The organism is Variovorax sp. IB41, assembly GCF_016405905.1.
Classification (GTDB): domain Bacteria; phylum Pseudomonadota; class Gammaproteobacteria; order Burkholderiales; family Burkholderiaceae_C; genus Variovorax.
On sequence record NZ_JAEFCB010000006.1, the window covers coordinates 235,718 to 250,568 of the forward strand.

15 protein-coding genes and 2 riboswitches are annotated in these 14,851 nt (G+C 69.1%); of the genes, 11 read left to right on the forward strand and 4 right to left on the reverse strand.

What is annotated here, in order from left to right:
• The first annotated feature begins 9 nt into the window (after window positions 1-9).
• A riboswitch (glycine riboswitch) is annotated at window positions 10-99 on the forward strand.
• Window positions 100-113: 14 nt separating this feature from the next.
• Window positions 114-232: riboswitch (glycine riboswitch) on the forward strand.
• A gap of 98 nt (window positions 233-330) precedes the next feature.
• A complete protein-coding gene (locus tag JC881_RS14320) occupies window positions 331-1,632 on the forward strand; it encodes a D-amino acid dehydrogenase (protein ID WP_198786368.1) in 1,302 nt (433 codons plus the stop codon).
• Window positions 1,633-1,642: 10 nt separating this feature from the next.
• On the opposite strand, the gene JC881_RS14325 is transcribed toward JC881_RS14320, so the two are convergent.
• From JC881_RS14325 to JC881_RS14335, 3 genes are all read right to left on the reverse strand, one after another.
• A complete protein-coding gene (locus JC881_RS14325; RefSeq protein ID WP_198786369.1) occupies window positions 1,643-2,920 on the reverse strand; it encodes an FIST signal transduction protein in 1,278 nt (425 codons plus the stop codon).
• 44 nt (window positions 2,921-2,964) lie between these two features.
• Window positions 2,965-3,729, reverse strand: a complete 765-nt coding sequence (locus JC881_RS14330; protein WP_198786370.1) for a PhaM family polyhydroxyalkanoate granule multifunctional regulatory protein — start codon at window positions 3,727-3,729, stop codon at window positions 2,965-2,967.
• Between the two features lie 65 nt (window positions 3,730-3,794).
• Entirely contained in the window at window positions 3,795-5,240 is a 1,446-nt protein-coding gene (locus JC881_RS14335; RefSeq protein ID WP_198786371.1) for an aminotransferase-like domain-containing protein, read from the reverse strand.
• Between the two features lie 103 nt (window positions 5,241-5,343).
• Between JC881_RS14335 and JC881_RS14340 the strand changes: the two genes are divergently transcribed.
• The 10 genes from JC881_RS14340 to JC881_RS14385 all read left to right on the forward strand — a co-directional run bounded on the left by JC881_RS14340 (window position 5,344) and on the right by JC881_RS14385 (window position 13,690).
• Window positions 5,344-5,943, forward strand: a complete 600-nt coding sequence (locus JC881_RS14340; protein ID WP_198786372.1) for a LysE family translocator — start codon at window positions 5,344-5,346, stop codon at window positions 5,941-5,943.
• Window positions 5,944-5,998: 55 nt separating this feature from the next.
• Entirely contained in the window at window positions 5,999-6,970 is a 972-nt protein-coding gene (locus JC881_RS14345; RefSeq protein ID WP_198786373.1) for a DMT family transporter, read from the forward strand.
• Between the two features lie 96 nt (window positions 6,971-7,066).
• Window positions 7,067-8,269, forward strand: coding sequence for an aminotransferase-like domain-containing protein (locus JC881_RS14350; RefSeq protein WP_198786374.1), 1,203 nt, complete (start codon window positions 7,067-7,069; stop codon window positions 8,267-8,269).
• A gap of 13 nt (window positions 8,270-8,282) precedes the next feature.
• Window positions 8,283-8,918 (forward strand): LysE family translocator, encoded by a 636-nt coding sequence (locus JC881_RS14355; RefSeq protein ID WP_198786375.1) that lies wholly within the window; start codon window positions 8,283-8,285, stop codon window positions 8,916-8,918.
• A 12-nt stretch (window positions 8,919-8,930) separates the two neighbouring features.
• Window positions 8,931-9,764, forward strand: coding sequence for a PhzF family phenazine biosynthesis protein (locus JC881_RS14360; protein WP_198786376.1), 834 nt, complete (start codon window positions 8,931-8,933; stop codon window positions 9,762-9,764).
• Between the two features lie 30 nt (window positions 9,765-9,794).
• On the forward strand, window positions 9,795-10,436 hold the full coding sequence (locus tag JC881_RS14365) for a glutathione S-transferase (RefSeq protein ID WP_198786377.1): 642 nt from the start codon (window positions 9,795-9,797) through the stop codon (window positions 10,434-10,436).
• Between the two features lie 5 nt (window positions 10,437-10,441).
• Window positions 10,442-11,365, forward strand: coding sequence for a PhzF family phenazine biosynthesis protein (locus JC881_RS14370; protein WP_198786378.1), 924 nt, complete (start codon window positions 10,442-10,444; stop codon window positions 11,363-11,365).
• Window positions 11,366-11,381: 16 nt separating this feature from the next.
• Complete coding sequence (locus JC881_RS14375) at window positions 11,382-12,074, forward strand: VOC family protein (protein ID WP_198786379.1); 693 nt, start codon at window positions 11,382-11,384, stop codon at window positions 12,072-12,074.
• 5 nt (window positions 12,075-12,079) lie between these two features.
• On the forward strand, window positions 12,080-12,712 hold the full coding sequence (locus JC881_RS14380; protein WP_198786380.1) for a LysE family translocator: 633 nt from the start codon (window positions 12,080-12,082) through the stop codon (window positions 12,710-12,712).
• 3 nt (window positions 12,713-12,715) lie between these two features.
• Complete coding sequence (locus tag JC881_RS14385) at window positions 12,716-13,690, forward strand: threonine dehydratase (RefSeq protein WP_198786381.1); 975 nt, start codon at window positions 12,716-12,718, stop codon at window positions 13,688-13,690.
• 7 nt (window positions 13,691-13,697) lie between these two features.
• On the opposite strand, the gene JC881_RS14390 is transcribed toward JC881_RS14385, so the two are convergent.
• A complete protein-coding gene (locus JC881_RS14390) occupies window positions 13,698-14,534 on the reverse strand; it encodes a creatininase family protein (protein WP_198786382.1) in 837 nt (278 codons plus the stop codon).
• Between the last annotated feature and the right edge of the window lie 317 nt (window positions 14,535-14,851).

The following is a 14,851-nucleotide window of genomic DNA, read 5'->3' on the forward strand; positions in this document are numbered from 1 at the left end:
ACCTACAATCGCCCCACTGCAGGAGAGCGGGCCATCCCGGTGGCCCTACCGAAGGCGCAAACTCCCATAAACGCTCAGGTCGGCCCGAACAGGGGGTCAGTACTGCATCACATCGAACGCCGTCTGGAGAGCCATCGCACCCGCAAAGGTGTCGCGATGCACCGAAGGAGCAAACCCGTTGCAAGGTGCAACAGAGGTGAATCTCTCAGGTACCGAGGACAGGGGGAGCGGCAACTTGGACGGCGGACGTCCGGTTGCTTGCTATTGAACCAATAGCACCCAACAGCATCTTGCCCGCCATTCAAGCGCTGCACCTCAAAGGTACTTGCAATGCGCGTGATCGTTCTTGGCGCCGGCCTGCTCGGCGTGACTTCGGCTTATTACCTCCAGCAACTCGGCCACGAAGTGACCGTGATCGACCGGCAGGCCACCCCGGCCGCCGAAACCAGCTTCGCCAATGGCGGGCAAATATCAGTCAGCCACGCCGAGCCCTGGGCCAACCCCAGCGCGCCGCTCAAGGTGCTGCAGTGGCTGGGCAAGGAAGACGCCCCGCTGCTCTTTCGCATCCGCGCCGACATGCGCCAGTGGCTCTGGGGCCTGCAGTTTTTGCGCGAATGCACGCCGGCGCGCACCAGGCACAACATCGAACAGATCGTGCGCCTGGGCACCTACAGCCGCGACACGCTGCAGCAACTGCGCCGCGACACGGGCCTGAGTTACGACCAGCGCACGCAGGGCATCCTGCATTTCTATACGACGCAAAAGGAGTTCGACGGCGCGCTCAAGCCCGCAGAGCAGATGCGCGCTCTCGGCTGCGAACGGCTGGTGATCTCGGCCGACGAGGCCGTGAAGATCGAGCCAGCGCTCGCCCACATCCGACCCCAACTGGCCGGCGCCACCTACACGGCCGAAGACGAATCCGGCGATGCCAACCGCTTCGCGCGCGAACTGGTCGGCCTCGCGGCCGCGGCCGGCGTGAAGTTCCTCATGAGCCACACGGTGACCGCGCTGCGCGAAGCCGGCGGCAGCATCGACCACGTCGAGGCGACCGACAGCGAAGGGCGCTTCCAGCGCATCCGCGGCGATGCCTTCGTGCTCGCGATGGGATCGCTCAGCCCGCTGTACGCCGCGCCGCTGGGCATCCGCCTGCCGATCTATCCGGCCAAGGGCTATTCGGTGACGCTGCCCGTCAAGGACGCGTCCAAGGCGCACCAGGTCTCGCTGACCGACGACGAATTCAAGCTCGTGTTCTCGCGCTACACATCGGAATCGGGCGACCGCCTGCGCATCGCCGGCACGGCCGAACTCAACGGCTACGACCGCGACCTGAACCGCGTGCGCTGCGAAGCCATCGTGCGCCGCGTCGAGGAGCTCTTCCCCGGCGCCGGCGACACCACGCAAGCCCAGTTCTGGACGGGCCTTCGCCCCGCGACCCCGAGCAACGTGCCGATGATCGGCAAGACCAAGCTGCCGAACCTGTACCTGAACACCGGCCACGGCACGCTCGGCTGGACGCACGCGTGCGGCTCGGGCAAGTCGATCGCGCGGATCGTGAGCGGGCTCGTGCCGGAGGTGGACTTCGCGTTCACCGGCATGCCAGCACCGCAGCCGCGCGTGCTGCAGCCGGCCTGATCGCGGCCCGTCAATCCTTGCTGGTGAACACCGTCAACACACCGGTGTAGCCATACAGGTGGTGCCGGGCGATTTCGCCCGCGGCGAAGAAGCCGACCAGCGGCACGTCGCCCAGCGCGTGGCGCACGATCTGCAGCTCGGCGCCCGGGGCGCCGAAGTGCGGGCCGCCACGTCCGGAGCAGCTCACGTACACCGCGCCCGCGATGCGGCGCGCGGGGTGCGGCGCTGCTTCGGCTTCGCCCGCGGCGACGGCGCGGGCGGTCGCCAGCGTCTGCTCTTCGGGCTCCAGCTCTTCGCGGATCTCCGCGCAGATGCGCATCAGGTCCGCGCGCGCAGCCTGCGCGTTGCGGCGGCAGAAGGTCAGCCGCATGCCGGCCTCGGCCGTGTCGGCGATCGCGATGCCGCGGCGCGTCGGGTCCAGGCCGATGATGTGGCGCACCAGCACGTCGGCGCCCAGGTCACCGGTGCGGCGCACGCCGTCGCTGCCCGCGTCGGCCAGGCCGACCAGCGTGTTGCGTACCGCGTCGATGGCCTCCTGCGGGCGTTCGAGCGAGACCTGCAGGTCGGCCAGCAGCACGTCCAGCGCGGGCTCGCCGTCCAGCTTGAGCAGCAGGTTGCCGTCGGCTTCGGTGATTTCGCGCTCGCGCACGCCCGAGCGCAGCGGCTGGCAGCCCTGCGTGACGCGCGACACCAGCCGCACGCCCTCGCCGAACACCACGCCCGACAGGCCCCCCGAGAACACGCCGCCCGCGGCGCCGTGCCCGCGGATGTTGCCGTTGCCGCCGACCGCGAACTGCAGCGCGCCGCCGCGGCCCGACGAGAGGCCGCCGAAGAGGTAGCCGGTGTCGACGCGGCCGGCCATCTCGCCGATCAGCTCGGTGAGATCGGGCGTCGCGGGGTCGGCGTGCACGAGCGCGGTGTGCGCCTCGAAACCGCTCATCTCCGAATTGCCGAGCGGCGCCACGCCCGAGAACACGCGGTACTGGTCGCTGGGCAGCGCGCAGAGCATGAGGCTCATGCCGGGCTCGTCGAAGTACTCGGCGTTGTTGGCCGAGACGCCGATGCCCACGGTGCCCGACCAGTCGGTCACCTCCGGCAGCTCGGCGCCGAGGTGATCCAGGATCTCCTGCGCCTCGGAGGCGTAGTGGTCGGTGATGTAGAGGAGCCCGAGCGTGGGCGACGACGCGTAGTCGGGCAGTGCCATCTGCGCGCGCAACTGGGCCAGCACGAGGCCGGCCGCCATGCGCCATTGCGGATGGGTGGCATGACCCGTGGGAAACAACTTCATGATGCGTGCCAACCCGTTCTCTTCAAAGTGGAATGTGTGTGACGTCAGCGGCGGCCGGTGGTTCGCTTGCGGGCGGCGGCCGACGTCTTTTTCTTTGCGGCGGGCGTTGCCGCCTTCTTGGCCGAGGTTCTCGCCGCGGTTTTGGCTGCGGGCTTCTTGGCGGCGGCCGTCTTGCCCATCGCCTTGCCGACCACGTCGGCCAGCGGCTGGGCCATGGCGGGGACCTTGAGCTGGGCGGCGTCCTGCAGCGCCGAACTGGCGATCTGCTGGAACTGCTCGGTCAGAGAGCCCCACCACTGCATCGGATCGACCACGCCGGCGCCATCGGCGGCAGCCGCCTTGCTGCGCGGCTTTTTCTTCGGTGCCGGTGCTTCTTCTTCCTCGATCTCAGTCTCTTCTTCTTCCTCCTCGACCGGCTCCGGTTCGGGGGCGGCGGCTGCTGCAAAGGGCGCGGGCGCCGGAGCTGCGGCGGCCGCCTGCTTGGTGAACGCGCTCGCCAGGTCTTCCATCCGCACGTTCATGCCGCGCAGGGTCGAGAGCGTCATCTTCTGCACCTCGAGCGCCTGGATCGTGGCCTTGAGCGCATGGCCGTTCTGCTCGAGCCAGTACTGCACGGTCTTGAGTTCCTGGATGCGCTTGTCGACTTCTTCCACGCTCAGCGTGGGCGCCACCCAGCTCGCCAGGCTCGGGATGCCCGGCACCGACGAGGCGGCGCCGGTGCCCGCCGCGGCGCCCCCGGCCAGGTTCTTCAGGAAGTCGAATCCGGGGACGAACTGGCTGAAGTTGAAAGGTTGGCTGGCGTTGGTCATGCGGGAGGTCTCCAGGCTGGGTTTTCTTGTGCTGCCAGCTTACTCCAAGCCTCCGGCGTCCGGCCTCAAAGCTCGTCTCTGACCCTGCTGAAAACTTTCCAGAAAGTGGCGTCCTGCGAGGTCGCGAAATTGATCCGCATCATGGTGCTGGGCGGCCGGCGCGCATGGAAGAGCGAACCCGGCGCGAGCAGGTAGCCCTGGTCGAGCATGCGCTGGGTGAGCGCGTCGGTGTCCTCGCCCGTGTCGACCCAGCCGAAGAGCCCCGCCGGCTCCGAGGCGAAGGTGCAGCCGTGCGACATCGCAAGCTTCACCGACCGCCCGCGCGCGCCCTCCAGGCGAATGCGCACGCGCTCCGAATGCCGGCGCAGCTGGCCCTGGTCGATGCACCACGACAACGCCCGCTCGAAGAGCGTGGGCGAGGTCAGCGTGGCCAGCAGCTTGGTCTCCAGCAGCCGGTCCTTCAGCGCGGGCGGCGCGGCCAGGAAGCCGATGCGCCAGTTGGGCGCGATGATCTTGGCAAAGCCGCTCACGTACACGGTGCGCTGCAGCCCGTCCAGCGCGCACAGGCGCGTGGCGTGCTCGGGGGCGAGGTGGCTGTAGGTGTCGTCCTCGACGATGTGGAAGTCGTGCTCGTTCGCCAGCTTGAGCACCCGGTGGGCGCTCCCGGGCGTGAGGCTGTAGCCGGTCGGGTTGTGCAGCACGCTCACGCTCACGAAGAGCTTGGGCTTGTGCAGCGCGCAGTACTGCGCCATCACGTCGAGGTCGGGCCCGTCGGCGCGCCGCGGCACGGGCAGGATGCGCATGCCCAGCGCCTCCAGCCGCGCGAATTCGAGCGCCCAGCCCGGCTCCTCGACCATCACCGGATCGCCCGGCCGCAGCAGCGTGCGGCTCACGATGTCCAGCGCATGCGTGGCGCCGATGGTGGTGATGATCTGGTCGGGCGCGGCCGGCACGTTGATGCCCACCAGCTTCTGCGAGAGGCTGCGGCGCAGGCTCATGTCGCCGGCGGGCTCGCCGTACTGGAGCGACAGCTCCTGCAGCACGGCTGTACTGGTCATGCGCCGCACGGCCGTGGGCATGAAGGTGGACGACATCCAGTCCGGCGGAAACACGCCCATGCCCGGCTGCGGCTTGTCGCTCGGGCGGTGGAACATGCTGCGGATCAGCGAACTCGCATCGGCCGGCACGCGCGAGGCCATCATCTGCACGGCCATGGCCGCGGGCATGTCGCCCACGCCGACGGCGTCGGCGGGTTTGCCCGGACGGCTGTCCTGGCCCTGCGCCGAATCGCGCACGTAGAAGCCGCGTTGCCGGCGGGCTTCGACGAGCCCCTGCGCGAGCAACTGGTCGTAGGCCGCGACCACCGTGTACGGGCTCACGCCCTGCTGCCGCGCGCATTCGCGCACCGAGGGCAGCCGGGCGCCGGGCGGCAGCAGCCGGGTGCGGATGCGCTCGGCCAGGCGGTCTGCGAGCTGGCCGGTCAACGACTGGGTGGAGGTTCGTGTCAGCATGCTGTGTCGAGGTGCTGTGTCGATGGGGTCACCAATACAGATGCCTTGTTTGTCCGGCCATCTGTACTGGAACTGTAATGGTCTCAAGTTTAGAGTGTGTGTCATGAACTGGCAAGAATTCACCGCGCTGCTGGTGTTGGCCACGGCGATGAGTTTTTCGCCCGGCCCCAACACCACGCTCTCCACCGCCCTGGCGGCCAACGGCGGCCTGCCGCGCGCGATGCGCTTCGTGGTCGCGGTGCCGATCGGCTGGACGCTGCTGCTGGCGATCTGCGCGGCGGGCCTGGGCGCGCTGGTGGTGGCGGTGCCGCCGCTGCGCCTGGCGATCAAGGGACTGGGCATCGCCTACCTGCTGTGGCTCGCGTACAAGCTCAGCGGCAGCGGCACGCTGGGCCGTGCCGACAGCGCAAAACTCACCGTCGGCTTCGGCCAGGGCGTGATGCTGCAGTTCGTCAACATCAAGGCGTGGCTTCTCGCGCTCACGCTGGTGGCCGGATGGATCGCCGGCCAGCCCGACGCGCTCTCGCGCTTCGCCATCGTCGCGCCGGTGATGCTGTTCTATGCCTTCGTCAGCAACTTCGCCTATGCGCTGGTCGGCGCGCTGCTGCGCGACTGGCTCGCCAAGGGCAAGCGCCTCCTGTGGTTCAACCGCGCGATGGGCCTCGTGCTCGTGCTCACGGCTTGGTGGATGGTGAGCGTATGAGCCGCCGGGCCGCTCCCCACGCGAATGCCGCAGCGCGCAGCGCGGAGGCTGCGCAATGAGCCGCCGCCTCGACATCAAGGACGAAACGCTGGGCATGTGGCTCGGCGTGATCGGTGTGGCGCTCTTCGCGGTGACGCTGCCGATGACGCGGCTGGCCACCGGCACGCAGGCCGCGCCGCAGCTCTCTCCCTGGTTCGTCACGCTCGGGCGCGCGGCGCTGGCCGGCGTGCTGTCGGCGGTCTTCCTCCTGGTCACGCGCTCGCCCCGGCCCGCGCCGCACCAGTGGCGGCCGCTGGGCATGGCGGTGCTGGGCAACTGCGTCGGCTATCCGCTGCTGCTGGCCTACGCGCTGCGCGTGGTCACCGCCAGCCATGCGGCCGTGGTGACGGCGCTGCTGCCGCTGGTGACGGCCGCGGTCGCGGCCTGGGTGCTGCACCAGCGCGCGCGGCTGGGCTTCTGGTTCTGCGCGGTTGCGGGCAGCCTGCTGGTGGTGGCGTTCTCGGTGCTGCGCGCGAATCAGGCGGGCCACGGCTTCGGTTTCGAATGGGCCGACCTGCTGCTGGTGGGCGCGGTCATCGCGGCCTCCTTTGGCTACATCTACGGCGCGCAGGTCACGCCCTCGCTGGGCGCCGAGCGCGTGATCTGCTGGGTCTGCGTAATGGCGCTGCCCTTCACGCTGCCGGCCACGCTGGCGCTGTGGCCGACGCAGCCCATCGCCACGGCATCGTGGCTGGGCTTCGTGTACGTGGGCATGTTCTCGATGTGGATCGGCTTCTTCGCCTGGTACCGGGGTCTCGCCCTCGGCGGCGCGCTGCGCGTGAGCCAGACGCAGTTGCTGCAGCCCTTTTTGTCGATCCTCGCGTCGATCCCGATCCTGGGCGAGCCGCTCGATGTGGTCACACTGGGCTTCGCGATCGCGGTGGTGGCCACGGTGGTGATCGGCAAGAAGCTGTCGCAACCGCAGGCGGCGCCCGCTGCTGCGCCGCTGCCTGCGGGCAATGGCGTCGCGGCCGGAAGAAGCCGATGACCGCATCCCATCACGCCGGCTGCAACAAAATCCCTGTTGCATCCCTTGGCGACCTGCCATCGAATCTCACCTCACACGCCTGAAAGAAGAAACGCCATGAACTGGAAACTCGCCGCCCGCGCCGCCAAGATGAACCCGTCGGTGCTGCGTGAAATCCTCAAGGTCACCGAACGTCCCGGCATCATCAGCCTGGCCGGTGGCCTGCCCTCGCCCAAGACCTTCCCGATCCAGGCCTTCGCCGACGCCTGCGCCGAGGTGCTGCACAACGACGGCCAGGCCGCGCTGCAGTACGCCGCGAGCGAAGGCTACGCGCCGCTGCGCCAGGCCGTGGCCGACATGCTGCCGTGGAACGTCGACCCCGCGCAGGTGCTCATCACCACCGGCTCGCAGCAGGGCCTGGACCTCGTGGCCAAGGTGCTGATCGATCCGGGCAGCAAGGTGCTGGTCGAGACGCCCACCTACCTCGGCGCGCTGCAGGCCTTCGGCCCGATGGAGCCGAACCCGGTGAGCGTGGCGAGCGATGAAGACGGCGTGATCGTCGCGGACCTGGTCGAGAAAGCGAAGGACGCGCGCTTCGTCTACCTCCTGCCCAACTTCCAAAACCCCACCGGCCGCACCATGACCGAGGCGCGCCGCGCCGCCGTCTCGGCCGCCGCCGCCGAGGCGGGCCTGCCGATCGTCGAGGACAACCCCTACGGCGAGCTCTGGTTCGACGAAGCCCCGCCGCTGCCGCTGACCGCGCGCAACCCCGAGGGCTGCATCTACCTGGGCTCGTTCTCCAAGGTGCTGGCGCCCGGCCTGCGCCTGGGCTTCCTGGTGGCGCCGAAGGCCATCTACCCGAAGCTCCTGCAGGCCAAGCAGGCGGTGGACCTGCACACGCCGATCTTCACGCAGCGCATGGTGTCGGCCGTGATGAAGGACGGCTTTCTCGACCGCCACGTGCCCACCATCCGCGCGCTCTACAAGCGCCAGCGCGACGCGATGATCGCCGCGCTCACCCGCGAGATGGCCGGCCTGGACGTGAAGTTCAACGCGCCCAAGGGCGGCATGTTCCTGTGGGCGCGCCTGCCCGAGGGCGTCGATACGGTCAAGCTGCTGCCCAAGGCGGTCGAGCGCAACGTGGCCTTCGTGCCCGGCGCGCCGTTCTACGCCGGCCTGGGCGATCCGCGCACGCTGCGCCTGTCGTTCGTGACGGCCAGCGTCGAAGAAATCGACACCGCCATCGCCGCGCTTGCGCTCACGCTGCGCGAAGAGCTGGCGCTGCTGGGCGAGCACAAGCTCGCGCCTGCACCGGTGTGAGGGAGCGGGGACGATGATCGGCATCGCGACGCTCTCGCTCTTCCTGCTCGCTGTGCTGGCGCTGTTCCTCTCGCCCGGGCCGAACATGGCCTTCGTGCTCTCGCACGGCGTGGCGCACGGGCCGCGCGGCGGGTTCGCGGCGGCGATCGGCATCTCGGCGGCCGACCTGATGCACACGCTCTTCGCGGCGACCGGCGTCACCGCGCTGGTGGCCGCCTGGCCACCGTCGTTCGACGTGCTGCGCTATGCGGGCGCGCTGTACCTGGTGTGGCTCGCGGTGCAGGCGTTGCGCAGTGGCGGCCTGCGCATGAATGCGCAGGCCCAGCCCGCGGGGTTCGGACGCATCGTGCACATGGCGCTCGTGAACAACCTCGTCAATCCGAAGGCGCTGCTGTTCTTCATGGTGTTCCTGCCGCAGTTCGTCGATCCGTCGCACGGCAGCGTGGCACTGCAGCTGGTGCAACTGGGCGTGGTGCTGTCGGTGGCCGCGCTCGCCTTCAATACGCTCTTGGGCGCCTGCAGCGGACAGGTCGGCCGCTGGCTGCAGCGCCGGCCCGGTGCTGCGAATTTGCAAAGCAGGGTGCTCGCCACTGTCATGCTGGGTTTGGCGTTTCGCCTGCTTTTCCTCGACCGACCCGCAGCAAGCTGAGAGCCGTTGCTTATGAACATCCTGAAGATCGCGGCGTTTTCCGATGGGGATACAGGCGGCAATCCTGCCGGCGTCTTTATCGGCAGTGCATTGCCGTCCGCAGCGCAGATGCAGGAGGTCGCGGCTGAAGTAGGCTTCTCCGAGACCGTGTTCGCGGCTCGGACCGCCGACGGGTGGCGCGTTCGCTACTTCTCCCCGCAATCGGAAGTCCCGTTCTGCGGTCACGCGACGATTGCATTGGGTGCCGCGCTGGCGCTGCAACAAGGCGACGGCGTGTTCGCGCTGACACTGAATCATGCGGAGGTCACGGTGGAAGGAAAACGTGACGGCAGCCTCGTTGCCGCAGCACTCCAGTCGCCGCGCACGCGCAGCGTCGCAGCCGAACCCACGCTGGTGTCCGATACGTTGGGGTTGTTCGGCTACACAAGCGACGACCTCGACCCACGCATTCCCCCGGCACTAATTCATGCAGGCGCAGATCATCTGGTGCTTGCCCTGAAGGACCGTGCCACGCTGTCGGCGATGGCGTACGCATTGGAAGCGGGCCGCAGCCTGATGAATCGCGCGGGACTGACGACCATCCTCCTTGTCCGTGCAGAAACCGCGCAGTTGTTCCATACGCGCAACCCCTTCGCGTCCGGCGGAGTCTATGAAGACCCGGCAACGGGCGCAGCCACGGCTGCGCTGGGCGGCTACCTTCGAGACATCGCATGGCCTCACGCTGGTGCGATCGACGTGGTGCAAGGCGAAGACATGGGCATGTTGTCGCGCCTGCACGCAGAAATTCCGCCGACGCCAGGCAGTTCGATCCGCGTGTCCGGCAGCGCCCGCATCATGCCGGCTTGACCTCTCGAAATAACGGAAGGAAATCCATCCATGCTCAACATCTGGGGCCGCATCAGCTCGATCAACGTCCGCAAGGTGGTGTGGTGCGCGCAGGAGCTCGGGCTCGATTTCCAGCGCACCGAGGCCGGCGGCAAATTCGGCGTGGTGCAGACGGCCGAATACCTCGCGCTCAATCCGAACGCGATGGTGCCGACCATCGACGACGGCGAAGGCGCCGAGCGCGTGACGCTCTGGGAATCGAACGTGATCGTGCGCTACCTCTGCGCGAAGCATTCGCACGGCACGCTCTATCCGAGCGAGCTGCCCGCGCGCTTCGACGCCGAGCGCTGGATGGACTGGCAGCAGACCACGCTCAACCGCGCGAGCCGCGACGCCTTCGTGCAATGGGTGCGCACGCCGCCCGCCGAGCGCCAGGCCGCGCTCATCGACGCCTCGGTGCGCCAGAGCGAAGCGCTCTTCGCCGTGCTCGATGCGCACCTGGCGCGCCAGCCCTTCCTGGCCGGCGAGCGGTTCACCATGGCCGACATTCCGGTCGGCTGCGAGGCGCATCGCTGGTTCAACCTGCCGGCCGCCGAGTACCACCGGCCGAGCTGGCCGAACGTGGAGCGCTGGTACGCCGATCTTCTTTCCCGCCCCGGCGCGCGCGGCGTGCTCGATCTCTCCCTCGAATGAATCCGATGAAATCCCGCCCCTTCAAGCAAGTCGACGTCTTCACCGCCACCGCGTACTACGGCAATCCGCTCGCCGTGGTGATCGATGGCCAGGACATCGATGACGCCGCCATGCAGCGCTTCGCGCAGTGGACCAATCTCTCCGAGACCACCTTCCTCTTGCCGCCGACCGAGCCGACGGCCGACTACCGCGTGCGCATCTTCACGCCCGGCGGCGAGCTGCCCTTTGCCGGCCATCCGACCATCGGCACCTGCCACGCGTGGCTGGAGGCCGGCGGCAAGCCCAAGGTGGCGGGCCGCGTGGTGCAGCAGTGCGGCGCGGGCCTCGTGCCGCTGCGGCGCGAGGGCGAGCGCCTGGCCTTCGCCGCGCCGCCGCTCAAGCGCAGCGCCCCGAGCCCCGCGCTGCTCGCCAAGGTGGCCGGCGCGCTGGGCCTGAAGGCGCAGCAGGTGATCGCGGCGCAGGTGCTGGACAACGGCCCGGTCTGGTTCGGCCTGCTGCTGAACGATGCCGACGCCGTGCTGGCGCTGCAGCCCGACCACCGCGCGCTGAAAGAGCTGGGCGTGAAGGCGGGCGTCGCGGGCGTGCCCGCGGCGCACGACACGTCGCTGCTCATCGGCCGCTCCAACCGCGAGGCGCGCGCCTTCGGCAATCGGCCCGCGACGCCGAACGACGACGGCGCGAAGATCGACCTGGAAGTGCGCGCCTTCGCCGAACCGATCGGCGTGCAGGAAGACCCGGTCACCGGCAGCCTGAACGCGAGCCTCGCTGAATGGCTGATCGCCGACGGCCACATGCCCGAGCGCTACCTCGCCGCGCAGGGCCAGTGCCTGGGCCGCGCGGGCCGCGTGTACATCGAGCGCGACGCCGAAGGAAAGATCTGGGTCGGCGGCGATGCCGTGACCTGCGTCGACGGCAGCGTCACGCTGTAGCCAGAGGAGCCCGCGCATGCACGCCCAACTCGACCACCTGGTGATCGCCGCCGCCTCGCTGGCCGAGGGCGTGGCGTGGTGCGAAAAAACGCTCGGCGTCACGCCCGGGCCGGGCGGCGCGCATCCGCTCATGGGCACGCACAACCGGCTGCTGAACGTGGCGAGCGACGCGTTCCCGCGGGCCTACGCGGAGATCATCGCGATCGAGCCCGGCAAGCACCCCTCGCGGCCCGGCACGCGCCGCTGGTTCGACCTGGACGACACCGCGCTGCAGGCGGGCCTCGCGCAGCACGGCCCGCGGCTCATCCACTTCGTCGCGCGCGTGCCCGACGCCGCCGCCGCAACGCGCGCGCTGGCCCGCGAGGAGCATGCGCACATCGATCGCGGCCACCTCATCGAAGCCTCGCGCGACACGCCGGCCGGCCGCCTCGAATGGCAGATCACGTTGCGCGACGATGGCCAGCGCCTGTTCTACGGCGCGCTGCCGACGCTGATCCAGTGGGGGCCGGTGCATCCGGTCGATGCCATGCCCGCATCGGGCCTGGCGCTGCGTTCGCTGCGCGTCGCGCACCCGCGCGCGCCCGCGCTGTCGGCGGCGCTCTCGGCCATCGGCATGAAAGCGCTGCCGGTGGACGCCGGCCCGCCGAACCTTGTCGCCGTGTTCGATACGCCGCGCGGCCCCGTCACGCTCGAATCCAAGGGACTCTGACCATCATGCTGACCCTCACCGAAATCGCCTGGTTCGCCCTCGCCTCGCTGCTCTTGGCGCTCACGCCGGGGCCGAACATGATCTATTGCGTCTCGCGCACCTTGATCCAGGGCCGCCGCGCGGGAATGATCTCGCTGGGCGGCGTGCTGATGGCCTTTCTCGTGCACCTGTTCGCCGCGGCGCTCGGGCTCACCGCGCTGCTGCTGGCGGTGCCGCTCGCGTTCGATGCGATCCGCATCGCCGGCGCGGCCTACCTGCTGTGGCTTGCATGGCAGGCGGTGCGGCCCGGCGGCAATGCGCCGTTCGAGGCGCGCGCGCTGCCGGCCGATCCGCCGGGCAAGCTGTTCCGCATGGGCTTTCTCACGAACCTGCTGAACCCGAAGGTCGCGATGTTCTACCTGTCGTTCTTTCCGCAGTTCATCCATCCCGAACGCGGCTCGGTGCTGCTGCAGAGCGTGCAGCTGGGCATGGCGCAGATGGCGGCGAGCGCGACGGTCAACACGGTGATGATCTTCGGCGCCGCGAGCATCACGGCGGTGCTCTCGCAAAGCGCCGGCTGGCTGCGCGCGCAGCGCTACGTGATGGGCAGCGTCCTCGCCGCGCTGGCGGTGCGCGTGGCGCTCACGGAAAGAAAGTAGTTCATGCGATTCACCCGCGAAGAGATCGACGCCGCCCAGCGCACCGTGCATGCGGCGATGCCGCCGACCCCGCAATACACCTGGCCGCTGCTGTCGCAGCGCCTGGGCGCGACGCTCTGGGCCAAGCACGAGAACCACACGCCGGTCGGCGCCTTCAAGATCCGCGGCGGCCTCACCTACTTCGAGACCCTCGCGCGCGAGCACCCCGAAGTGCGCCACGTGATCAGCGCGACGCGCGGCAACCACGGCCAGTCGCTCGGCTTCGCGGCCCGGCGGCATGGGCTGGCAGCCACCATCGTGGTGCCGCACGGCAACTCGCAGGAGAAGAACGCCGCGATGCGCGCGCTGGGCGTCACGCTGGTCGAGCATGGCGACGATTTCCAGGCGGCGTCGGAGCACGCGGCGCTGCTGGCGGAGCGCGATGCGCTGCATCGCGTGCCGTCGTTCCATCGCGAACTGGTGCGCGGCGTCTCGACCGCGTATGTCGAGTTCTTCAGTGCGTTGAAAGACGCGCCCCCCGACGTGCTGTTCGTGCCCATCGGTCTGGGCTCCGGCTTTGCCGGCGCGGCCGTGGCGCGCGCGCATTGCGGGGTCGCGACAAAGATCATCGGCGTGGTGTCGGCGCACGCCACGGCGTACCGCGATTCCTTCCGCGCGGGCAAGCCGGTCGAGTCGCCGGTCAGCACGCGGCTGGCCGATGGCATGGCCTGCCGCGTGCCGGTGCCCGAATCGGTCGAGGTGATCCTGCGCGAAGCCGACGACGTGATCACCGTCACCGACGACGAAGTGGCCGAGGCGATGCGCATCCTCTTTTCCGACACGCACAACGTGGCCGAAGGTGCGGGTGCCGCCGCCTTGGCGGGCGCGCTTCAACAGCAGGCGCGCTGGCGCGGCAAGACAGTGGGCATCAGCGTGAGCGGCGGCAATGTCGATTCCGACATGTTCGCCGGGGTGCTCGCGCGCAGCGCTTCTTCCTGAAGGCGGATCAGGGCAGCGGCTGGGTGTTGGCCGTGTCCAGCGGCAGGCGCGACACCTCCGCCAGCAGCAGCGCCAGTTGCTGCGCGGCGGCGTCGATCACCGCCTGCCCCTTGGCGGCCGTCGCCGCGGCCGCATTGCCGGCCGCGCCCTGGGCGTTGTAGTCCTCCATCGCCCAGCCGAGCTTGGCGCTCTTGCCGTTGCCCAGGATCGCGTAGTCGGCCGCGCGCTGCTGCGAGGTCGACTGGAAATCCTTCGCCTCGCCCATGCGCACGCGCTCCGGCGTGAGCGCCAGCATCATCGAGGTCTCGACCTCCCCCGCGTGCACGCCGAAGCGGTGCTCCTGGGCACTGAACTGCGCGCCCGCATCGCCCAGTGGCAGGTTGAACCAGTTCACGCTGTAGACGATGAGCCCGTGCGCCGCGCGCAGCTCGCGCGCCACGATGTCCATCGCGCCCACATGACCGCCGTGCGCATTGAAGAGCACCAGCTTCTTCACGCCCGCGCGCGCGACGCCCGCGCCGATTTCGTTCCAGACGCGGATCAGCGTCTCCGCCGAGAGCGTGAGCGTGCCCGCGAAGCGCGCGTGCTCGGGGCTCAGGCCGATCTGCTGGGTGGGGAGGAAGAGCACCGGCAGTTCGGCCGCCAGCAGCGGCAGCGATGCGGCGACGATGCCGTCCGCCAGCACCGTGTCCACGCCCAGCGGCAGGTGCGGCCCGTGCTGCTCGGTTGCGCCCAGCGGCAGCACCGCGACGGTGGCGGCCGCATCGAGCGAAGCGAAATCGCGCGTGGTGAGCTGGGACCAGAAACGGGGAAGGGTTCGCAACGGGGACGAAGGGGCGTTCATTTCGCGATCTTAGGCCGGCGCATCCGGCCCTCCAAAGTTGCACTTGCGTACAAGTTGTCGACAGAGATGGCGCAAATCGCGAACCTATTCACAGTCACGAACCATCTTCGCCACCTTTGTTGTCGATTGTTAATCAATTGGTCTAAAGTGAATTTTCAAGAACTTTCCGCTACGGCTTGTCACGGCCATGGAGGGTTCTCTTCTGCACCGCAAGCCGGTCGGCAGAAGGAAAAGTCAAAGGGAGCAGAGTGTCGATCCACAAGAAAGATGGAGGCACGGCCGCGGCCGGGCGCAATGAAGCGCCCGCCGGCTCGTTG